Annotated in this window: 18 protein-coding genes; 16 read left to right on the top strand and 2 right to left on the bottom strand. The window is 58.7% G+C overall.

From position 1 onward, the window contains the following. Positions 1 to 61 precede the first annotated feature (61 nt). Positions 62 to 1,423, bottom strand: a complete 1,362-nt coding sequence (locus tag PMW67_RS05550; protein WP_271739012.1) for an ATP-binding protein — start codon at positions 1,421 to 1,423, stop codon at positions 62 to 64. A 659-nt stretch (positions 1,424 to 2,082) separates the two neighbouring features. On the opposite strand from PMW67_RS05550, the gene arcC reads away from it, so the two are divergent. The 6 genes from arcC to PMW67_RS05520 all read left to right on the top strand — a co-directional run bounded on the left by arcC (position 2,083) and on the right by PMW67_RS05520 (position 8,975). Then, a complete protein-coding gene (gene arcC, locus PMW67_RS05545; RefSeq protein WP_006235166.1) occupies positions 2,083 to 3,045 on the top strand; it encodes a carbamate kinase in 963 nt (320 codons plus the stop codon). Positions 3,046 to 3,478: 433 nt separating this feature from the next. Continuing rightward, entirely contained in the window at positions 3,479 to 5,374 is a 1,896-nt protein-coding gene (locus PMW67_RS05540) for a BglG family transcription antiterminator (RefSeq protein ID WP_271739010.1), read from the top strand. A 119-nt stretch (positions 5,375 to 5,493) separates the two neighbouring features. Further along, complete coding sequence (locus PMW67_RS05535; RefSeq protein ID WP_271739008.1) at positions 5,494 to 5,820, top strand: PTS lactose/cellobiose transporter subunit IIA; 327 nt, start codon at positions 5,494 to 5,496, stop codon at positions 5,818 to 5,820. 46 nt (positions 5,821 to 5,866) lie between these two features. After that, on the top strand, positions 5,867 to 6,160 hold the full coding sequence (locus PMW67_RS05530) for a PTS sugar transporter subunit IIB (protein WP_117648560.1): 294 nt from the start codon (positions 5,867 to 5,869) through the stop codon (positions 6,158 to 6,160). Positions 6,161 to 6,169: 9 nt separating this feature from the next. Beyond that, positions 6,170 to 7,519 carry a PTS sugar transporter subunit IIC gene (locus PMW67_RS05525; RefSeq protein WP_117776361.1) on the top strand — a complete coding sequence of 450 codons (1,350 nt, stop codon included), beginning with the start codon at positions 6,170 to 6,172 and terminating at the stop codon, positions 7,517 to 7,519. A 1-nt stretch (position 7,520) separates the two neighbouring features. After that, on the top strand, positions 7,521 to 8,975 hold the full coding sequence (locus PMW67_RS05520) for a family 1 glycosylhydrolase (RefSeq protein ID WP_255413168.1): 1,455 nt from the start codon (positions 7,521 to 7,523) through the stop codon (positions 8,973 to 8,975). 468 nt (positions 8,976 to 9,443) lie between these two features. On the opposite strand, the gene PMW67_RS05515 is transcribed toward PMW67_RS05520, so the two are convergent. Continuing rightward, positions 9,444 to 10,274 carry a C39 family peptidase gene (locus PMW67_RS05515; protein WP_233505690.1) on the bottom strand — a complete coding sequence of 277 codons (831 nt, stop codon included), beginning with the start codon at positions 10,272 to 10,274 and terminating at the stop codon, positions 9,444 to 9,446. A 565-nt stretch (positions 10,275 to 10,839) separates the two neighbouring features. On the opposite strand from PMW67_RS05515, the gene PMW67_RS05510 reads away from it, so the two are divergent. From PMW67_RS05510 to PMW67_RS05465, 10 genes are all read left to right on the top strand, one after another. After that, a complete protein-coding gene (locus PMW67_RS05510; RefSeq protein WP_271739007.1) occupies positions 10,840 to 12,291 on the top strand; it encodes an APC family permease in 1,452 nt (483 codons plus the stop codon). 131 nt (positions 12,292 to 12,422) lie between these two features. Next, positions 12,423 to 13,700, top strand: coding sequence for a metal-dependent hydrolase family protein (locus PMW67_RS05505; protein ID WP_271739005.1), 1,278 nt, complete (start codon positions 12,423 to 12,425; stop codon positions 13,698 to 13,700). 117 nt (positions 13,701 to 13,817) lie between these two features. Beyond that, a complete protein-coding gene (locus PMW67_RS05500) occupies positions 13,818 to 15,203 on the top strand; it encodes a sensor histidine kinase (RefSeq protein ID WP_271739003.1) in 1,386 nt (461 codons plus the stop codon). A 35-nt stretch (positions 15,204 to 15,238) separates the two neighbouring features. Next, on the top strand, positions 15,239 to 15,973 hold the full coding sequence (locus PMW67_RS05495) for a LytR/AlgR family response regulator transcription factor (RefSeq protein ID WP_271739002.1): 735 nt from the start codon (positions 15,239 to 15,241) through the stop codon (positions 15,971 to 15,973). Between the two features lie 92 nt (positions 15,974 to 16,065). Further along, positions 16,066 to 17,010: a zinc dependent phospholipase C family protein gene (locus PMW67_RS05490; RefSeq protein WP_117584174.1), complete on the top strand. Its 945-nt coding sequence runs from the start codon at positions 16,066 to 16,068 to the stop codon at positions 17,008 to 17,010. A gap of 101 nt (positions 17,011 to 17,111) precedes the next feature. Then, complete coding sequence (locus PMW67_RS05485) at positions 17,112 to 18,371, top strand: MFS transporter (RefSeq protein ID WP_271739000.1); 1,260 nt, start codon at positions 17,112 to 17,114, stop codon at positions 18,369 to 18,371. 171 nt (positions 18,372 to 18,542) lie between these two features. After that, the gene (locus PMW67_RS05480; RefSeq protein WP_117743936.1) at positions 18,543 to 19,730 is read left to right on the top strand and encodes a glycosyltransferase; all 1,188 of its coding nucleotides are present in this window, start codon (positions 18,543 to 18,545) and stop codon (positions 19,728 to 19,730) included. Beyond that, positions 19,727 to 21,070 carry a histidine kinase gene (locus tag PMW67_RS05475; protein ID WP_117655950.1) on the top strand — a complete coding sequence of 448 codons (1,344 nt, stop codon included), beginning with the start codon at positions 19,727 to 19,729 and terminating at the stop codon, positions 21,068 to 21,070. Before PMW67_RS05480 ends, PMW67_RS05475 begins: the two co-directional genes overlap by 4 nt. 72 nt (positions 21,071 to 21,142) lie before the next feature. Then, positions 21,143 to 21,859, top strand: coding sequence for a LytR/AlgR family response regulator transcription factor (locus PMW67_RS05470; protein ID WP_006235156.1), 717 nt, complete (start codon positions 21,143 to 21,145; stop codon positions 21,857 to 21,859). 96 nt (positions 21,860 to 21,955) lie between these two features. Beyond that, on the top strand, positions 21,956 to 22,423 hold the full coding sequence (locus tag PMW67_RS05465) for a YfcE family phosphodiesterase (protein ID WP_271738998.1): 468 nt from the start codon (positions 21,956 to 21,958) through the stop codon (positions 22,421 to 22,423). The last annotated feature ends 260 nt before the right edge of the window (positions 22,424 to 22,683 follow it).

Here is a 22,683-nt window from a genome sequence, read left to right as displayed (position 1 = left end):
GCCTTTGGCGCGAAAGGCGCAGTACTTTGGGCGTGGGGGCTGGCTTGCGGACTCAGATGACCTAGAGAGATATGGGTGCAAACGAGAAATCGTTGTTGGGGTCGTCCTTTTCCATAAACTCATCGAGACAGAATGTCATATAGATTGGAACGTAAAGGATCTTGCCCTCTTTGCAAAGGTTTTCGTGGCTCAGCACAACGGCCTCGGGAATTTTGTACTCGCCCACACTCATCAAACGGTCGAGGGCTGCATGTGCTCGAACTTTCTTGCCCGATTTGACTTCGATTGGGACAACATGCCCGCGGGCACCTTCGATTACAAAGTCGACTTCACCGACCTCACGCGTTTGGTAGTACCACGTATCTGCTCCGAGGGCAACGAGTTCCTGTGCGACCACGTTCTCATAGAGGCCGCCGAGGTTGGGGGTTTTCATGTCAAGGTAGACGGCGCGTGCCGTGCTGCCGGGATACCGCGATGCGAGCATACCTGTATCGGACTCGTATAGTTTAAAGGCCGTCGTTTTCTCCGTCCTCTTGAGAGGACTTCGTGCCTCCGTCACCTGGGGGACCATCAATCCAACGCCTGCGTTCACCAGCCATAGGAAATCCTGCTCGTATTTTTGAAGACGAGCTCCCTCGCCTAGAGACGAGACGATAAAGCGATGGGACTCCGCCTCAAGCTGAACGGGAATTTGCTCGAAAATGGAGCGAACGTTAAACGCTCGAGTCGATGCATATTTAGAGATATCGCTTTTGTACTGATCGACTAGCTGAATTTGAAGCTCACGCGTTCTCACGAGCGAATAGCCCGAATCGATATAGTTCTGAACGACCTCCGGCATGCCGCCGCAAACGATATAAGCTCTAAAGTTTTTGAGCATCACCTCATGAATATAGTTTTCGACGGGACGCCTCTCGACAAGGCAGCTGCGGATGTCTGCAAGCACATTCTCGCTGATGCTGTTTGCCCAACAAAACTCTTCAAAATCCATTGGCCGCATAACAATGTGCTCGACATACCCCACCGGGAAAGAAGAGATCCCCTTAAACTCAGTCCCAAGCATAGACCCCGAGAAGACATAGCTAAAGCGCCCGTCCTCGACCAACGCCTTCATGAGCGTGACGATCTGCGGATACTCCTGTATTTCATCGACAAAGATAAGCGTATCTCCCTCAACAAGCGGTGCATCCGCAAGAAGGGCCACGCGGTTGATAAAGTCAACGGCGTTCTTAGCGCCAATGAGCACATCTCTTGCCTCGGCATCGAGCAGCAAATTGGCCTCAAAATACGACGCGTAGTTGTCTTTACCAAACGCTCGAATCGCATAGCTCTTGCCAATCTGACGCGCACCAGTAACAAGCAACGCTTTATTGGAGTTGTTCTTCCAGCTCAAAAGCCTGTCAGTGACCTTACGGCGTAGCATAAAACCCCTCAATGACAAAAATTGGCAAATAGATTTGCCCCTAATCATACAAAAATTGGCAGATAGGAATGACCCAAATCATACAAAAATTGGCAGATAGCAAAGATTCGCTTAGGTCCCAGAGCCATCGAGCCGGCGCGGTGCCATGCAAAAAGACTGGGGACGCCGCTGATGTTCTCGATTGCCTGGGCGCGCAGGAGCGAGAGGGCGTCGACGGCGTTCATGCAGTACCCGACGGTAAAGTTCCATACTGCGAACTCACAATCGCTTGCCGCAAAGTGAAGCGCGTTCGGCTATCCCTTTTGTTGGATGAAAAGCCCCGTGTTATTGCAGGGGTGCATACTTGTCTTGCAAGTGCATAGAATCTCGTATAGTGCGAGTAAATAATTGCAGTGTCCGTTATGTGTTTAGCAAAGATATAGTTTGCATAATCTGGCCCAATCACTGCTCTAATTAAATAAAGTCGCACGTAGATGACGTAAACATGTGTGAGCTGGGCTTCTTTACGCTGAGCGGGTAAAAACGACCGTTCACCGTTAAACTATTTTCAAAATGAATAAAATGAGCGATAAAGAGAATATAAACCTTAATAAACTCGCGTATTGCACGGACGCGGGTTATTAATGGGTTGTAGGCCTTTTACAGAAAGGATTCCAGCAATGTCTAAGCCTCTTGGCAAGCCCGACCGCATCGTCGTCGCCCTCGGCGGCAACGCCCTCGGCAACAACCCCGTCGAGCAGATCGAGGCCGTGAGCAACACCGCCCACGCGCTCCTCGGCCTCATCGAGCAGGGCAACGAGATCATCATCACCCACGGCAACGGCCCGCAGGTCGGCATGATCCAGAACGCCTTCGCCGCTGCCCACGACGCCATCGGTACCCCCGAGATGCCGCTGCCCGAGTGCGGCGCCATGTCCCAGGGCTACATCGGCTATCACCTGCAGCAGGGCATCGGCCGCGAGATGCACAAGCGCTATAAGCGTTGGCACGCCGCCACCGTCGTCACCCAGATCGAGTGCGACCCGGACGATCCCGCGTTCAAGAACCCGACCAAGCCGATCGGCCCCTTCTACACCGAGGAGCAGGCCAAGGAGTTCATGGCCGAGGATCCCTCCAAGGTCTTCGTCGAGGACTCCGGCCGCGGCTGGCGTCGCGTCGTCGCCTCCCCCGATCCCAAGAAGATCGTCGAGGCTGACTCCATCCTCAACCTGCTCGACAACGAGTTCATCGTCATCGCCTGCGGTGGCGGCGGCATCCCCGTCGTCCGCGACTACGAGAACAAGGGCTGCTACAAGGGCGTTCCCGCCGTCATCGACAAGGACCTGGGCGGCGAGCTGCTGGCCGAGGACTGCGACGCCGACGTCCTGTTCCTGCTGACCGCCGTTGAGCATGTCGCCATCAACTTCGGCAAGCCCAACCAGGAGGAGCTCGAGGACCTCACCGCCGACGAGGCCGAGCGCCTGGCCGACGAGGGCCAGTTCGGCAAGGGCTCCATGGAGCCCAAGGTCCGCGCCGCCATCAAGTTCGCCCGCTCCCGCAAGGGCCGCACCTGCATCATCGGCGCCCTGGACAAGGCCGCCGAGACCATGGCCGGCCTCTCCGGTACCCGCATCCACGAGTAGTCCCTGCTCTGTTGCCTCTCCCGTGGGCGCCAGGCAAAGCGCCCACAAACTAGCCTCTCTTCATGAGCCCCGCAGTCCGCTCCGACTGCGGGGCTTTTGCTATTCACCTAGTCATTGGGGACAAACCCGGCACTTGGGGACGGTCCTTTCCTGCCGGCAGCTTGGGACAGTCCTTAATAGTCATTGGGGACGTTCTTAAACGACTAGTCAAACAAGAACGTCCCCAATGACTACTCATTTAAGTCTGTCCCCAATGACTGCACAATGGCTGGGAAGGCGCATCCCACACCGACGCATTGCCTTCGGGCCCTTTCCCCAGGCTCTCCATAGCTCAGCTGGACTCCCCGCAACCTGTTCCGAGTTGGCGGAACGAGCGCGACGTGGAGTGTCATTCTTTACCGCGTTAGACTAGACGCAGGGAAAGGAGGAGGACATGGATGCTCGCGTCAAGCAGCTTGTAAATATGATCGAGGACGCTCAGCCTGTCGCTGTCGCGGTACTTGCCAAGCGTCTCGAGGTAAGCGAGCGCGCCGTGAGAAACTATATCCATCGCGCAAACGACAACCTTGCAGGGGTTGCACGCATCGTTGGCAGCAAGGGGCAGTATCGTATCGATGTTGCACGTGCAGATGAGCTTGCTCGCTTGCTAGACGGTGCGGCTCTGGCCCATCCGGGCATTCCTGATACGCGCGACGGCCGTGTGTCCTTCCTTCTTAACGACCTCCTCATGCGGTCCCAGTGGGTGACGATTGAGGAGTATGCGGATTTACTCTACGTTTCGGCGCGGACTCTGTCCAATGACATGCGTCTGGTAGAGCAGAAACTCGCCCAATTTGACTTAACGCTTGAAAAGCGCCCACGCTACGGAATCCGCGTTGCGGGCGGGGAGTCGCAACGGCGCCTGTGCCTGGCCTCGCTGGTGAGGCCCGTGTTGCCCGACACCGACGATGCAAAGCTCGCCGAGCACCTGCGGTCCATCGCCGCATGTGTGGACGATGCTCTGACGGCCTCGCCCGTCACGGTGAGCTCGCTGGCATCCCGCAATCTCATCATGCATCTTTACATCGCTCTTGGCCGCATCGAGCAGGGCTGCTATGTCCCAGCTGCAGAATCGGACGTTCAAAAACTGGAGGGAACGCGCGAATACGCCGCGGCTTTCCAGATTGCCGCAAACATCAAGGATGCCCTGGGCGTGAGCATGCCCCGAGAAGAGGTTGCCTTTATCGCAATCCATTTGCTCGGCAGGGGCACGGGCGTGCCCGAGAAGGGCTCTGCCGTTATCTCGGACGAGATGTGGGAGATTGCTTCCGAGATGGTACGTACGGTCAACGATGAGTTTAGGTTTGACTTTAGCAGCGATCTTGAACTTCGCATGAACCTTGCTCGGCATATTGGCCCTCTGGGTTATCGCCTTGAATATCACATGCATATGGATAACCCCATGCTGCCCGATATCAAGACGAGGTTTCCGTTGGCCTATTCGATGGCGGCCGGCACCTCGCAGGTACTCGAGCGTCATTTTGGCAGCCAGCCCTCTGATGAAGAGCTCGGCTACATCGCCATGGCATTTGCCCTGGCCCTCGAGCAGCAAGCCGACCAGCCGCGTCGCAAGCGCATCCTGATCGTGTGCGCCTCGGGAGCGGGAAGCGCCCGTATGCTCGAGCACCAGTACCGCAAGCAGTTTGGCATGTATATCGATTCGATTGAGACATGCGATGTCGCCCGCGTGGGAACGTTCGATTTTTCGCACATCGACTACGTGTTCACAACGGTGCCGCTCAACGTCAAGTTGCCCGTGCCCGTCCGCGAGGCCGATTTCTTCTTGGAGACGAGCGATGTCAACGCTATCCGCAAGGTGCTGAGCGACGACACTGCGCAATCGGACTCCGTGAGCTCTTTCTTTAGCCGTGCCCTGTTCTTCAACCGCGTTGAGGCGTCGTCGAAGCAGGCCGTTCTCCGATATCTCTCCGAGCGCGCCGTCGAGAGCGGCCGTGTCGATGCCCAGTTTGCCCAAGAGGTTGCCGAGCGCGAGAGCGCGAGTGCCACCTCGTTTGGCAATGGGGTGGCCATGCCCCATGGGATGCATCCTTTGAGCGCCGAGGCCTTTGTTACCGTGGGCCTGCTCGAACATCCCATTCTTTGGGACGAATACGGCCATGAGGTCGATATCGTCTTTATGGTGTCGTTTGCCCGGTCGGGCGGCGATGAGGCGCGGATCTTGAGCTCGCTGCTCGCTGAGATCTTTATGGACCGCCAGGGGGTCGAGCGCTTACGCGAGCGCCGGTCCTGGCATGAGCTGATGGCGCTTGTGCAAGCGCATACGGCTTAAGACTTCTTTTGTCGATGACCCTGTCAGTCTACCTGCAATAAACCTCGAGGATTGCGGGCGGGAGATAGGTGTTTCGAATATTCAAGTACAAACCAGACATCACGGGAGAGGAGACCGTTATGGACGATCAGGGAACCGAGATGGTTTCGTTTCAGCTGGTCGCTGCAGCGGGAGAGGCACGCAGCCTTGCCTTCGAAGCCCTTGAAAAGGCAAAAGCGGGGGATTTTGACGTCGCCGCCAAACTCATGAAGCAGTCAAAGGATGCGGGAATCAAGGCTCACCACATCCAAACGCAGCTGCTTTCGACTGAGGCAGCGGGCGAGCATCTGTCGGTGGATGTGTTGCTGGTCCATGCTCAGGACCACCTCATGTGCTCCATGCTTGCTCAGGAGCTCGTGCAGGAGCTGATCTGCCTATATGAGCGCACTGCAGCCAAGAACGCCTAGCGGCGTGCGGTGACTATCCAACCAATCAATGCGAAGGGAATCCCTTATGAAGATCCTTCTTGTTTGCGCAGCTGGTCTGTCTACAAGCATTCTGATGAAGAAACTCGAGAAATATGCGGAGCAAAACGGCATCGAGCTCGATATCGATGCGGTGGGTATCGGCGAGTATCAGGAGACGTGCGCCAATTATGACGTGCTGCTCTTGGGGCCGCAGGTGTCCTACCAGCTCAACACCGTCAAGCAGGGGAGCGGTAAGCCGACCGCGGTCATCCCCGCACAGGACTACGGCATGGGCAACGCCGCCAACGTGCTGGCACTCGCCCAGTCGCTGTTGGGTTAGGAGGCAACCATGGAGAAGTTCATGACCCTGCTTCAGGAAAAACTGACCCCTATCGCCAATTTCTGCGGCACCGAGCGCCACTTTGCCTCCATGCAAAAGGGCTTTATGAGCGCGATCAGCTTCATCTTGGTATCTGCCGTCTTTATGATCCTCGCCAACCCGCCGGTCACGGCCGACCTGGTGGCGCAGGGCGGGTTCTGGTCCGTCTTTGGCCCTTGGCTCGATTTTGCGACGGCCAATAAGCTCACGCTGCTCATCCCCTTCAATATGACGATGGGCATACTGTCGGTGATCGTGACGTTCGCAATCGCCTATAACCTGGCGGGCACCTACAAGATGCCCAAGCTTAACGCCGGCATGACCTCGCTGGTGATGTTCCTGATCGCCGCGGCGCCGTCGTCCTACTACCAGCTTGCTGACGAGTCCGTGCTCCAGGCGGTCCCCTGCACCTATCTGGGTGCGCAGGGCCTGTTTACCGCCATCATCGTTGCCTTGGTCTCCGTCGAGGTCACGCGCTTCTGCCAGACCAAGGGCATCACCATCAAGATGCCCGATGGCGTGCCGCCGTTTTTGTCCGAAACCTTTGGCGCCATCGTACCTATGCTCGCCAACATCCTCATCTTCTTTGGCGGCAACCTGCTGATCCAGATGATCGATCCCGCGCTGTCCATCCCCTCGGTTATCGAGAAGCTGCTCGCTGCCCCGCTTTCCGTCGCAGTTGACTCTGTGCCCGGCGCACTGCTTATCTGCTTCATGACGCTGCTGTTTTGGTGCTTTGGCGTCCACGGCAACATGATCGTAATGCCCATCACCGCCCCGGTCTCGCTTGCCGCCTTTGCCGCCAACGCCTCGCTCTATGCTGCCGGGCAGCCGCTTGAGTTCCACCCGGTGCTCATGTCGTTGGCCATCAACCTCATCGGCGGCACGGGTAATACGTTCTCTTTTGTGGCGCTCTGCGCGTTTAGGGCAAAGTCGCAGCAGCTCAAGGCATTTGGCAGGGCATCGATCGTGCCGAGCTTCTTCCGTATCTCCGAGCCCGCGATCTTCGGCGCGCCCATCATCTTCAACCCGATCCTCATGATTCCGTTTGTGCTAGGCGGCATGATCTCGGCCCTGCTGTATTGGGGTGCGGTCTCACTGGGTCTTGTCTCTAACTTCTACATCTTGGTGAGCGGCACGTTCCCCATCTTCGTTCAGGGCTTTGTCCAGTGCCTCGACCCGCGCATCTGGGTGTTTACGATCGTTTTGATCGTGGTCATGGCTGTGGTCTGGTACCCGTTCTTTAAGGTGTACGATAACCAGCTCCTGGCTCAGGAGCAGGAGAACGCCGCGGCAGCTTCTGCCGAGGATGCTGAGTAGCATGAGTTACTTTGACAGAACGTCTGCCGCCGGTATGCCCGAGGGCTTTTTGTGGGGTGGTGCCCTCGCCGCCAACCAGGCCGAAGGGGGCTGGAACGAGGGCGGCCGCGGCATGTCGCACTCCGACCTGATCCCACAGGGTTCCGACCGCTGGGATGTAATGTTTGGCAGGCAAAAGCCCGTGGACGATCCGGACAGGCTGTATCCATGCCGCTGGGGCAACGACTTCTTCCATCATTGGCACGAGGATGTCGAGCTCTTTGCCGAGATGGGCTTTAAGTGCCTGCGTCTTTCAATTTGCTGGAGCCGTATTTTTCCCACAGGGATGGAGACCGAGCCCAACGGCGAGGGCTTGGAGTTTTACCGTCAGGTATTCGAGGCGCTGCGCGAGCATGGAATCGAGCCGCTTGTGACGCTGTCGCACTACGACTATCCGTTGGCTCTGGTCGAGCGCTATGGTGGCTGGCAAAGCCGAGAGATGATCGAGCGGTATGCGCACTACGTCGAGACCGTCGGACGCGCGTACCAGGGCCTCGTGCGTTATTGGCTTACGTTCAACGAGATCAACAGCGTGGCGCTGTCCTATCTCAACGCGGGTGTCACGCTCGAGGATGAGCGTGACCGTGCAGCCGTGACCGCGGCGTTCTCGCACCATATGTTTATGGCGAGCGCTCGCGCTGTCGAGATTCTGCACAAGATCGATCCCGCAAACAAGGTGGGTTGCATGGTCGCTGCCGGTGCGACCTATCCGTACCGTTGTGCGCCCGAGGACGTATGGCTTGCGTATGAGGAGGACCGCGGCCGCTACTTCTACACAGACGTGATGGCTGCGGGCGCCTATCCTGCTTGGAAGCTGCGTGCACTCGAGAAAGAGGGTGTTCACGTGCCCTTTGAGCCGGGCGATACGGAGTATCTGGCAGAGCATACGGTCGACTTCATCTCGTTCTCGTACTATTGCTCGCGCTTGGTGTGCGCCGATGATCAGGTGATCGCCGAGAAGGCGGAGGGCAACGTGTTCCCGACGTTGCGCAATCCGTACCTCAAGGATAAAGAGACTGCCTGGAAGTGGCAGATCGATGCGCTGGGTTTGCGCGTGACGCTTGCCGGCTACCACGATCGTTACCATCTTCCGCTCTTTATCGCCGAGAACGGTGTGGGCGGACTCGATGCGCTGGAAGACGGCAAAGTCCACGATGCGTATCATATTGATTACCTGCGAAGGCATATTCTTGCGCTGCGCGATGCAATTGTCGAGGACGGTGTTGACCTGATGGGATACACGCCGTGGGGCTGTATCGATTTGGTGTCGGCCTCGACGGGGCAGATGAAGAAGCGCTATGGCTTTGTTTATGTTGATGCCGATGATATGGGCAAAGGCACGTTCGATCGCTACCGAAAGGACAGCTTCTGCTGGTACCAAAAGGTCATTGCATCAAATGGCGAGGACTTGAGTTAACTCTTGCAGGTCTGTTGCCCCCGCGGTCCGCTTCGGCCGCGGGGGCTTTTGCTATTTACCTAGTCCCCGATGAGACCCTCATTCTGTGGGTAGTCGTTGGGGACGTTCTTAAACGACTACTCATTTAAGTCTGTCCCCAATGACTGCGGAAACCCGGCACTTGGGGACGTTCCTTTCCTGCCGGCAGCTTGGGATAGTCCTTAAAGCCCGCATCGATCAACTGCGGAAAGCGCATTCCAGAATGAGCTTCCAACATGGGACGCGGTTTCCCTTGAGGGCCTCAACCGGAAAATGCATCCCGGAATGTTGCCGGAAAGTGGAACGTAGTTTCCCAAACGGGCCGCTAACGGAAAGTGCATCCCGCTATTGAGCTCCAAAATGGGATGCGCTTTCCGTGTCGGCAGTTCCTGGCAGCCTGGGGCTACTCATTTAAGTCTGTCCCCAATGAGTGCAATGAGTGCCCAATGACTAGTAGTAGGCCCACATGGCTTCGATTTCGTTGAGGACTTCTACGACACCCCAGCGACGGGCGCTGCGGCTGGCCGAGTTGGGGTCGTAGACTCCCACTTGATCGGCATCGTCGATGCCCCAGAGCACGATATAGTGTCCAACACTGGTAAAGGTGCCGGGACGAACCGATGCGATAATGGGCGCACCCGAGCGCAGCGCCTGGGTGATAGAGCTGCGATCGATATGGAGCTCCGTTGCGTTAAGGCCCAGCTGCCATGCGCCGCGCGTCATAAATGACCATTCGGTGGCGCCGGTGGGGGCATAGTTGCCTGCCTCGGAAAGCGCGCACATATCGACGGGAGTCATATCGGTGCGTCCCGTCTTAAAGATATAGACCATGGTGAGGCACGTAGGCCCGCAAGCATTTTGGCGGATGGTACCGCCGGCGTAAGGCAGCTCCGACCATGCAGGGTCGATCTGATAGATATGGGGCATCGTGCCGGCTTGCCATTGCGAGCGCGGGGTCGAAAAGGCGAAAGAATAACCGGGCGCGACGGGGGCCTTGAGCAGCTTGTCCTCGGCGGTGGGCTCGAGACCGGCCGAGCCGTGGGACATACAGGAGCTCATAAGCACAAAGACCAGACAGATGAGGATAGAGCACAGTGCGAGGCAAAGCCGACGAGCCGGCAGGGCGGGGGCATTCACGTACGATGTCGAGCGGTAGGGCTTGCCGTCGCGTCCGCCTTGGGGATGCGAAAAGAAGCGGTTGATATGGCTGCCGGGCTGACGTGCGCCGTTGCGGCGCAGTTGCGGAACCTCGGCTTGGCGCTGTCGAGTGCGCGCGCCCAAGCGGCTATCTTGCTGTGCGCTTGTGCCCGTGCTCGGACGGCCACTCTGCCGTGTTCTGTTTGTCTGCTGCCGAGACGAAGGCCTGGGTTGCTCTTGAGGGCGTTGCGGATTGCTGCTCGTGGCACTTCTGGGCGTCGGCGTGGTGCGGCCAGCAAGGCGAACGCTTTGTCGCCGTTGATCACCGTCGTTGTATCCGTATGCCATTCGTACCGCCTTGTCTCATGTATAACCTGTCTATCCTACAAAAAAGATGTGCAACAAATGGGTCCGCGCGTCAAAAGCTCGGTAAACGGTACGAAAGGCGCAAAACACACGGCCTCAAAAACATCTCTATATGCGTCCGATGAGCGTACGCCCGTCGGACGGGCGACAACAATGAGCGGCAAACCGTGCCGTTCGTCCCAAAAACGGCGCCGCTCGTTTTGCAGTTCTGCCTTCGGTCGAGCCACAAGCGGCGCTGCTGTGCCAAGGCCGTATTGTAAAGCCACGAAATAAAAGCGCGCGGCAAAACAGACCGCGCAAGGGGTGACGCCAAAGAGGCGTCAATAAGGAAAGGAGGGGAACAATGGCGGACAAGAACGCAGAAGTTGCAGTCGAAGGTAACGGCGGCATGAAGAAAACGCTTTCGCTCTGGAACTTCTTCACCATCGGTTTCGGTGCCATCATCGGAACTGGCTGGGTTCTGCAGGTCGGCGACTGGATGGTCGTGGGCGGCGGTCCCGTTCCCGCTATGATCGCATTCCTCTTGGGTGCAATCTTTCTCGTGCCCGTCGGAGCTGTTTTCGGTGAGCTCACGGCTGCTATCCCCATCTCGGGCGGCATCGTCGAGTATGTCGATCGTAGCTTTGGCCGTACGCTGAGCTATATCACCGGTTGGCTCCTGGCCCTGGGCAACGGCATCCTGTGCCCGTGGGAGGCAATCGCTATCTCGACCCTCGTGTCCGAGATGTTCGGCAGCCTGCCCGGTCTTGAGTGGCTGCGTGCCGTCAAGCTCTATACCATCCTGGGCGCCGACGTTTACCTGTTCCCGACGCTGATCGCGCTCGGCTTTGCAGTCTACGTCATCTTCCTCAACTTCCGCGGTGCCAGCTCGGCCGCCAAGCTCCAGGCCTTCCTGACCAAGGCCCTGCTCTGCGGCATGCTGCTCGCCATGGGCGTCTCGCTGTTCACCGGTTCGCCGGAACACGCCATGCCCGTGTTCTCCCAGGTCACCGGCGCTGGTGGCGGCAAGCCCGCTACCGAGGGCACCAGCCTGTTCGCCGGCATCGTGTCGGTCCTGGTTCTGACCCCGTTCTTCTACGCCGGTTTCGACACCATTCCTCAGCAGGCTGAGGAAGCAGCCGAGGGCCTCAACTGGAACAAGTTCGGCAAGATCATCTCCCTGGCCCTGTTGGCCGCCGGCGGTTTCTACATGGTCTGCATCTACTCGTTCGGCACCATCCTCGACTGGCATGAGTTTGTTAAGAGCCCGGTTCCCGCGCTTGCCTGCCTCAAGGGCATCAACATGCTCCTGTACCTGGCCATGCTCGTCATTGCCACGCTTGGACCCATGGGCCCGATGAACTCCTTCTACGGCGCCACGAGCCGCATCATGCTCGCCATGGGCCGTAAGGGCCAGCTGCCCGAGAAATTCGCCGAGGTCGATCCCAAGTCCGGCGCCCCCAAGCTCGCCTGCGTCGTTCTGGGCGTCATCACCGTCATCGGTCCGTTCCTGGGCAAGAACATGCTCATTCCTCTGACCAATGTGTCGGCTCTCGCCTTCATCTTCTCCTGCGGCATGGTCGCCCTCGCCTGCCTGCGCATACGCTTCACCGAGCCCGACCTGCCTCGTCCCTACGAGGTGCCCGGCGGCAAGTTTGGCATCAGCCTCGCTGTTGCTGCCTGCGCCGTCATCATCGGCCTGCTCGTGGTCCCGTTCTCTCCCGCCTCCCTCAACATGGTGGAGTGGAGCATCGTGATCGGCTGGCTGGCCGTTGGCCTGGCCCTCATGGCCTTCACCAATTCCCGCAAAAAATAACGCCTAGCCGGGGCGGATCGGGTGCGCGGACCCCTCTCTTCCGCGCACCGAACCCGGCACCACTTGGGTAGCTTTGTGAGGCCATAACCCAACATGGCCTCGCCCACTATATGGATCCATAAGGAGGAACCATGTCCACTAAGTACGCAATCGTTGGCGGCAAGCTCATCGACGGTACCGGTGCCGAGCCGGTCGAGAACTCCCTCGTTCTCGTCGACGACAACGGCAAGATCGAGTATGCCGGTGCTATGCAGGACCTTCCCGAGGGCGTTGAGGTTATCGACGCCGCCGGCAAGACCGTCCTTCCCGGCCTGATCGACACCCACCTGCACTTCTCGGGCAATCTGACCGACGATGACACCGACTGGGTCATGCAGCCGCTCCTCGAGAAGCAGGCCGTCGCCGTCAAGCAGGCCTACGACTGCCTCACCCACGGCCTCACCACCGTCTGCGAGATCGGCCGCTTTGGTATCCAGATTCGCGACTGCATCGACAAGGGCGTCTTCAAGGGCCCGCGCGTTCTGGCCACTGGTCTTGGCTTCTGCCGCGTTGCCGGCCACGGTGACTCCCACCACTGCACCCAGGAGCTCAACAAGGAATCCCATCCCTGGGGCGACCAGGTCGATGGTCCTTGGGATCTGCGCAAGGCCGTCCGTCGTCGCCTGCGCGAGAACCCCGATGCCATCAAGATCTGGGCTACCGGTGGCGGCATCTGGCGTTGGGATTCCGGTCGCGACCAGCACTATTGCTCCGAGGAGATCCAGGCCGTGGTCGAAGAGGCAAAGATGGTCGGCATCTCCGTGTGGAGTCACTGCTACAACAACCACGCCGCCGCCTACGACTCCGTTCGCTTTGGCTGCGAGCAGCTGATTCACGGCTTCGATATCGATGAGCGCACCATGGACCTCATGGCCGAGCAGGGCACCTTCTTCACCCCGACGATCGCCTTCCTGCCCACCTGGTACGCCACCTATCCGCCCGTCTACGTCCCCGAGCTGCACGACAAGTACGAGGGCACCCTGGTCGAGAAGGAGCTGCAGCGCAACTACGACTGCCTGCGCGAGGCCAAGAAGCGCGGCGTCGTCATGACGATCGGCTCCGACTCCTTCTCCTTCGTCACCCCGTACGGCACCTGCTCCATCGAGGAGATGTACGAGTTCGTCGACAAGATCGGCTTCACCCCGGTCGAGACCATCACCTGTGCCACCCTTAACGGTGCCAAGATGTGCCACATCGAGGACGAGACCGGTTCCATCGAGGCCGGCAAGTGCGCCGACCTGCTGGTCGTCAACGGTGACGTCGCCGCCGACATCCACGTGCTCAACACCGACAACATGGACGTCATCATGAAGGACGGCTGGATTGTCGAGGCCGGCAGCTTCGGCGAGGCAAACAAGTACAGCGCCTAAGCTACCGTTCATCGATGGCTGGATGTAAAACACAGTATTTGATTGCATAATGCAATGGAGAGGGTCGCTTGCGGCCCTCTCCATTGCTATGGGTGCGTCAGTAAGAAGGGGATGACGGTGGATCTCAATAGGCTGATTCTGGGCAAGAGCTACAACTCTACCAAGGTCTTTCGTACCGCTCAGCATGTGGTTCAAGCCATCTTGCTCGGTATTGTCGTTCCGCTGCTTATCCTGCTGCTCATCTGGGATCTAACTGATAATCCCAATCCCGTTCCGGCCGTTGTCGTCATTGCCGGCTTGGTCATGCTGTGCTTCTTCTTCTCGTACGTCTTTGTCGTTCCCGACGACCTCACGTCGAGCGCTACCGACCGCACACTCGCCATCGCATCGAAAATATTCGCCTATACGTCGCGAGGCCTTACGCCCGAAGCGGCCCTGGGCGCTTCCAAAATCATCCTTTCCGAGACCATTGCCTCTGCCATCTGCTTTACCGACGGCAAGCAGGTGTTGGCAAGCTGGGGCGAGGATTCGGCAAAGTGTCCCGCCGGCACCCCGGTGGTGCTCAAGACCACGCTCAACGTGATCAACAGCGGTGAGCAAAGCGTGTTTTCGCGCGACGCCTCCAATGAGACGGGTGGCTACTTTCCGCGCCTGCGCGCCGGTATTGTCGCACCGCTTACCGTGCGCGGGCATTGCGTGGGCACGCTCGAGCTGTATTATCCCCGTCTGAGCAGCATCGATATGCGCCAGACGGCGCTTGCCTCGGGCTTTGCCGACCTCATTTCCACGCAGCTTGCGAGCTTTGAGCTCGAGCGCCAGGACGAGCTCGCGGCCCGCGTGGAGCTGCGCGCCTTGCAATCGCAGGTCGATCCTCATTTTCTGTTTAACACCATCAGTACCATCGTGTCGCTCGTTCGAACCGAGCCCGACAAGGCGCGGTCGCTGCTGATCGACTTTTCCAATTACTATCGTCAGACGCTTTCTGATTCCGATACGCTCACCACGCTCGAGCACGAGGTGGAACAGGGCACTCGCTATATCAATCTAATGCAGGCTCGTTATGGCGACGGCCGTCTGCGCGTTTCGGTCGACATCGACTTTGAGGTGCGCGACAGCCTGGTGCCGCCGTTTATCTTGCAGCCGCTGCTCGAAAACTGCATCAAGCATGCGCAGCGCGAGACCGAGCCGCTTTCTATTCGTGTTAGGGCTTTTGAGACCGATGACGGCTTGGAGATCATCGTCGAAGATGACGGCATCGGTATGAGCGAAGAAGTCTGCGCGCATCTGTTTGAGCAACATCGCCGAGAGGAGCCCGAGAGCATTACCGCCGACGGCTCCATCAAGCGAGGTTGCGGCCTGGCGCTCTTCAACGTGCTTCAGCGCATCCATTTCTTTTACGGAGAAGATTCCGGCATGCGCGTGGAGTCCCAGGAGGACGTGGGGACGCAGGTTATCGTCGAGCTGAACGGCGAGCCGCATGAGCCGGCGCCGTTGACGGCGTAGCACGCGAGTATATTGAGGAGAGAGAGGAAGCGCACATGTCCGAGGGCTGGAACATCCTGGTGGTTGATGACGAGCCTCCCATCAGGGCTGAGCTACGCTATCTATTGGAGAAGGACGCGCGCGTGGGGCATATTGCCGAGGCGGGCAATGTCACCGAGGCCGTGGAGTCGATTCTCTCGAGCAAGCCCGACGTGTTGTTTTTGGACATCACGATGCCCGGCCGCTCGGGAATTGAGCTTGCCGAGACGCTGCAGAACTTAAAGACGCCGCCGGTGGTTGTGTTTGTGACGGCGTTTGCCGAGTTCGCCGCCGATGCGTATAACCTCGATGCGGTCGACTATATCGTCAAGCCGGTCGAGGACGCACGCCTGTCAAAGGCACTCGGCAAGATCGAGGCAGCCTTGGGTGCCCGTCGTGTTGTCCACGCTCCGCGCCAGCCTTTGCGTCTGACGGTGGATCGCGGGGGCAAAAAGGTGTTCATTCCCGCCGCAGACGTCTGTTACTTTGAGGCGCGCGCCGATTTTTGCAACGCCATCTGCGCCGAGGGAACCTACCTGATCAATGAGTCGATCTCTTCGCTCGAGCGTCGCTTGGGCTCCGAGGGCTTTATTCGCGTTCATCGGAGCTATCTGGTCAATTTGGAAGACGTGCACAATGTTGAGATTGGTTCCACGGGGTTGATGGAGCTCAGGCTCGACCGCGTGAGCTCGACGGTGCCGGTGTCCCGTCGTCGTGCCGCCGAGGTCAAGTCGCACCTGGGGCTTGCGTAAGAGGCTTGCGTGTCGTCGTTTACCATCGCAGGTTTGGCATGGGCGCGCGGTGGGCATAATGGGTGGAATCGAATGAAATCGAAAGGATTATTATGCCCGCGCTTATCACCCATCATCTGTTTGGCGAGGAAAGCATCGACCGTCTTCCGCAGGGCGTCATCACGTCAGATGAAGAGCGCATTGCCTTTATCTTGGGCAACCAAGGTCCCGACCCGTTTTTCTTTCACATTCTGACACCGCGTGTTTCCGACTGTACGCTGCTGGCGCAGGTCATGCATCGCTCGCGCATGTCTCGCCAGTTCGCGTGCCTGCGCGACGGCGTGTCGCATCTGCTGCCGCGCGACGCCAGCTTGGGTCGCGCCTTTGCGCTGGGTCTGCTGTCTCATTACGTGCTCGACCGCAACGCCCACCCCTTTGTCTATGAGCAGCAGTTTGGCATCGTGGAGTCCGATTCAGAGCTTGAGGATTCGAGCAGTCAGGTCCATGCCGTGATCGAGAGCGACCTGGATGTACTGATGCTGCAGCTTAAGCGCGATGGCGCTACGGTCGACGATTACCCGCCGGCGGGCGAGATCGTCACCACCGATCGCATCAGTCGCGTGGCCGGCGTGCTGATGAGCTATGTTGCCGGACGCGTGTACGGCATTGACATTCCGGCGGGGGAGTACGGTGCTGCCGTTGCCAATATGCAGCGACTTTACCGTGCGATTGAGCCGGCCGGCTCCGTAAAGACGCGCGCGATCTCGCTGGTTGAGGGGTTGGTGCACGACTACTCGCTGCTCGACGGCCTTGCCCATCGCGTGACGACGGAGCTGCCCGAGCGCACCGGTAACCTGGGCCATCTGACATGGAAGAATCCCTTTACCGATGAGGTCTCGAACGAGAGTTTCCCCGAGGTCTTTGATCGCGCGCTGGTCGATTACGAGTGCACGGTCGCGCGTTTTATCGAGACCGGTGACATGGAGGCCGTGACCGGTCACGTCAACTACAGCGGCCGCGTGCTCGGCACCGACGAGGAGTTCGACCGCGAGGAGTAGGGTCCGCTCCTGTCTCTTTGCCGAATCCTTACCGGCGCCTCCGTGCAATTGGGGTACGATGAACTAGCTGCATATCGGGCGAATACGAAGGGTCCCTGTCCATGAAATACACCAAGCTCGAGCGTAACTGGGTCATGTACGATGTGGGAAACTCGGCCCTCGTGCTGCTCAATACCTCGGTGGTGCCCATCTACTTTAACGCCATCAATACCGGCGCTTCCTCGGCAGACCTGGTGGTCGCTTGGGGCAACGCGCAGACGATTGCCTCGCTGGTCATTGCCATGCTCATGCCCATTCTGGGCGCGCTTGCCGATTACGCCGGCAACAAGATCAAGTTCTTCTTGGGCTTCTTCCTCACGGGCCTGGTTCTTTGCCTGGCGCAGGCTATCCCAATGTCCGCCATGGCATTTTTGACTGTGTACGTGCTGTGCACCATCGGCCTCAACTCTTCTATGACGTTCTACGACGCCATGCTGCCCGACATTACCACCGACGAGCGCATGGACGTCGTGTCCAGCTCGGGCTATGCCTGGGGCTACATCGGTTCCACTGTGCCGTTCATCATCTGCCTGGCGCTTATCATGGGTGGTCCCGCTCTTGGTGTCCCCACCATGCTGGCAACGCGTCTGTCGTTTGTCATCACTGGTGCCTGGTGGCTCATCTTTACCCTGCCGCTCATTCGCACCTATAAGCAAAAGTACGGTCGCGAGCGCGGTCCCGAGGATACTATCGGCCACATCGTGGGCGGTGTGTTCTCCGAGGTCGGACACACCATGCGCGAGATCGCCCACAACAAGACCGTGCTGATCTACATGATCGCGTTTTTCTTCTACATCGACGGTGTGCACACGGTTATTTCCATGGCAACCAGCTACGGATCGGCTTTGGGCATCGACTCGACCCAACTGGTGCTGGCTCTGCTCGTTACGCAGTTTGTGGCCTTCCCGTCCGCCATCATCTACGGCAAGCTCGCCGGCCGCGTGGGCACGCTCAACATGATCTTGGTGGCAGTCGCCGCCTATATGGGCATCGTGCTCTTTGCCGCGTTCTTCCTAAAGACCGCCTTTGAGTTTTGGGTGCTTGCCATTTTGGTCGGCCTGTTCCAGGGCGGCGTGCAGGCGCTCAGCCGCAGCTACTTTGGCCGCATTATCCCCAAGGAAAAGTCCAACGAGTACTATGGCTTCTTTGACATCTTTGGTCGTTACGCAAGTGTTATGGGCACCTTCTTGGTGTCGGTCGTCACCTCGCTGACCGGCAACCCCTCGCTGGGCGTCCTGTCTATCGGCGTGCTGCTGGTGGTGGGCTTTGCGCTGCTGGTCCGTCTGTCCCGCATGTCTCAGACGGCAGAGCAGGCCGCATAGGAACCTGCCGGTAATTGCGTCCGCCGCGATACTCTTTTGGGGTTATCCGCAATAAACATTCTGACTTTCGAACAATGATTAGCCCAAGTGGGTATGATGGAGTCAGCTAGGTCGCGGGGCGTCGCCTGTGTTTGGCGGCGTCCCGTTTTTGTGTTGCAGGGAGGGTAAGGCATGAACGCCACGGTCGTGATTCCAACGTATTGGGCGGGCGATGACGCTCGCGCAAACGCCCCTGGCACCTATGACCATTCGACACGACTCAACGCCGACAATCCCGAACTCGACCGCTGCCTGGCCTCGCTTGAGCAGGTACGTGACATCCCGCGCATCATCCTTTTGGTGGTCTGTCCCGTTTCTGCCACAGCCGATGTGTCGCTGCGCGTGCACGAGATTGTCGACGCGCATCCCACGCTCAAGGTCACCGTTGTCACCAACACCCAGGCCTCGCGCATCGCAGACCGGGTTGCTCAGATCGCACCCAAGGGTTCGGGCGAGTGCGTGAGTCTGCGAGGCTACGGCGCCATCCGCAACATGGGGCTAGCCTGTGCCGCTGTGCTGGGGCATGACGCGGTTATCTTTTTGGATGACGATGAGACTGTCATCGACGCCGACTTTATGAAGCGCGCGACCTACGCGCTGGGACAGCAGACGCGTCAGGGCTTGCCGATCTTGGTCAAGAGCGGCTATTTCTACGATCGCGACGGCTCGCCGTTGGCTCCCACGGATAAGGCGGGCATCTGCCATCGTTGGTGGACCAAGCGCATCGAGTTCAACCGTTGGATGAAAAAGGCGCTCTCGGGCACCCGCATCTCGCGCTCCAACTACGTGTGCGGCGGCCTGATGGCCCTGCACGCCCGCGCCTTTACGCGTGTGGCCTTTGACCCGTTTATCACCCGCGGCGAGGACTTGGATTACCTCTTTAACATGCGCATGTTTGGCTACGACGTGTGGTTCGATAACGAGTGGACCGTGCGCCATCTGCCTCCGGAGTCCGAAAAGCGCTCACCGCGCTTTATGCAGGATGTCTACCGTTGGTACTACGAACGGGCCAAGTTGACATTCGCCGCGCATCAAAAGGAGCTCATTCCCGTTACGGCAGCATCGCTCATGCCCTACCCGGGCCCGTGGATTTCGCGCGAGCTCGACGACCGCGTGCGCAAGACCGCTATGGTCCGCAGCGTGTTTACCCGCGAGCATGAGGGCTACCTGCGCATCTGGCGCCATGGTATCGACGAGGCAAAAGCCTATGCGCGCCAAAACGCTGCAAGCTACCTGCGTTTCCAGAGCTTTTGGCCCAAGATCATGGACGGGCTTTGGCGTGACGCACAACTGATCAGTATCCTGGAGGGGGCCGAATGATCGACCGCCGCGCCCAGCGCGATAGTTCAATATCAATCTTTCGCATCATTGCCGTTGCCTGCGCCATTTGCGTGTTGGTGTACTTTATTTTTGCCTTGGCGACCGGAATCGAGCCGATTGCCACGGTGATTGCCTGCGCGCTGCTGTGCATCTTTCTGTGCATCTTTATCTTTTTGACGCTCAATCCCGATTCGGTGCGCTCCCAGTACACCGAGGAGACGCTCTCGGTGGCCTCGGCCATGCTCGAGGACATTAAGGGCGGTCTGACGCAGGAGTCGGCGCGTTTGGTGTGCCAGCGCATTTTGCCCGAGACGCGCGCCATGACGGTGGCCATCACCGACGAGGACAACGTGCTTGCCTGCGCGGGCGAGTTTGAGGAAAAACTACTGCCAGATTCTCCCATCCACACGCTTGCCACACGCTACGTTATCGAACATGGCATCGTGCAGTCGTTCAACCGTATGGTGGATGTCGTGGGCTCGGACGGCTCGCACAACCAAGTCCCCGCCGGCATTATCGCCCCCATCAAGGTGGGCGATCGTACCGTCGGCACGCTCAAGTTCTACTACAAGACCCCGCGCGCCGTCGACCGTACCCAGTACGCGCTTGCCTCGGGCTTTGCCGAGATCTTGTCCACGCAGCTCGCCATCCACGAGCTCGAGGTGCAAAAGGAACTCACAGCGCGCGCCGAGGTGCGTGCGCTGCAGGCGCAGATTAACCCGCATTTCCTGTTCAACACACTGAACACCATTGCATCGTTTACGCGCACCGACCCGCTGCGGGCCCGCGAACTGCTTCGTGAGTTCTCATCGTTCTATCGTGCCACGCTCGACAACTCGGGATCGCTTATTCCGGTCTCGCGCGAGGTCGCACAGACCAAGCGCTACCTTACCTTTGAGAAGGCCCGCTTTGGCGAGGACCGTGTGCTTGCGACGTTCGATGTGTCCGAGGACGTGGAAGATACGCTGGTGCCGGCGTTCGTGATCCAGCCGATTGTCGAGAACGCCGTGCGTCATGGTATGGGCGATGACGACGCCCTGAGGATCGACGTGACCGTTCACCAAGACGGCGAGGATGCAATCTTGATTGCCGTGGCCGATAATGGCGTGGGCATGGATGAGGGTACCGCCGCCAGACTGTTTGACGAGCGCTCTGCCCGTCCCGACGCCAGCTCTCCCCAGGGTGGCGGCGCCGGTGTGGCCATGCACAATATTTCGGAGCGCATCCATCGCTTTTTTGGGCCGCACTCCTATACGCGTGTCGAATCGGCGCCGGGCAAGGGCACCAAAGTGCTTCTTCATCTTGATTTGTCAGAGAGCATCTTTGACATTCAAGAGTAAAATAAAAGGCTACGGGCCCAACGTCATGCGACGGATGCCCGGCGTAGTTAGTTGACGAAAGGTTTTATCCCTATGCTGCGTGCGATGATTGTGGATGATGAGGCGCCGGCTCGCTCGGAGCTTCGCTTCCTGCTCGAGCAAACGGGCAAGATCGGCACGATCACGGAGGCGTCGAGCGTCCGCTCCGCCATCGAGATGCTTATGGAAAGTCGCGTGGATGTCGTGTTTCTCGATATCTCGATGCCCGGTGCCTCGGGCCTGCAACTTGCCGAGGCGCTGCATAAGCTCAAAAATCCGCCGGCGATCGTATTTGTGACTGCGTATAGCGACCATGCGGTCGAGGCATTCGACGTGGATGCCGTCGATTATCTGATGAAGCCGGTCGAGGAAGCTCGCTTGGATCGCGCGATCGAGAAAGTCATGCAACGCGCCAAGCCGGTTACGGACAGCAAGGTGACCATCGAGCGTATCCCGGTGGAAAAGGGCGGCCGCAAGGTGCTCATTCCCGTGGACGACATTCGCTTTATTATGGCCAAGGACGATTACTCCTGCATCTATACCGTCGATGATCGCTTTTTGTCGACGACCTCGCTGGCGCAGTTTGAGGCCAAGCTCTGCGACTTTGGCTTCTTCCGTGTTCACCGCCGCTATATCGTCAACTTGGCGTGCGTCACGGACGTTGAGACGGTGCCCTCGGGCGCCATCCAGCTGGGCATTACGGGCGTCGACGAACGCGTGCCGGTTTCGCGCCGCCGCGTCGTGCCGCTCAAGAAGGCCCTGAGTCTCTAGCGCACTGGCCCCGCAGCCCTGTAGACCCATCGTCTGCGGAGCCGTGGGGCCTATTTTGTATGTATCTGCCGAATCGTTTTTTGCGGAAGGGATTCCATGAACAGTGCAAGCGCCAAGCGTATCGACATCATCTCGGACACCCACGGCTATTTATCGCCTGCGCTTCTGGATGAGCTTGAAGGCGCAGACCTGATTATCCACGCCGGCGACCTCACGTCAGAGATGGACTACGAGCACCTATGCACCATCGCCCCCGTGCGGGCCGTCTTGGGCAACAACGATTACTACCGCGACTACGGCCCCGATGTAGACCGTCTTGCGCTCTTTACCTACGAAGGCCTCAAATTTGCCGTAGCCCACTACCGCGAAGACCTTCCGGTGGGATCCGTAGACGTAGCCATCAACGGCCACACCCACGTAACCAAAGAAGCCCAGGTGGGCCGCTGCCTAGTCCTCAACCCGGGCAGCGCCAGCTACCCCAGAGGCAGCCGAGGCCCCACCATGGCCAGAATGCTCGTTAAAGACGGCAAGATCCTAAGCACCAAGTTTATTGACTTGGACTAACCGCAACAAAAACGGGGGATGCACAATGCATCCCCCGTTTTCTTTGAGCCAAAGGCAGAGTCTCAACAAGAATCTAAGACAACCCCGCCACGGAGAACGGGGCCGCCGAGCCGCGAAGCGGCGAGCAACAAGAACTGGTTGAAGAAAGTGACGGCAGGGAGGGTCTCCGGGGCTGAGGGCGGAGGTTAAGTTTGTCGCGAGTTCCGCACGCAAAGGAAAGCACTTAATGTGCTTTCCGTCTTGCGCAGGACTGTAGAGCA

Source organism: Collinsella aerofaciens (genome assembly GCF_028209395.1).
GTDB classification, from domain to species: Bacteria; Actinomycetota; Coriobacteriia; order Coriobacteriales; family Coriobacteriaceae; genus Collinsella; species Collinsella aerofaciens_AZ.
This window is presented reverse-complemented; position numbering and strand designations above follow the sequence as displayed.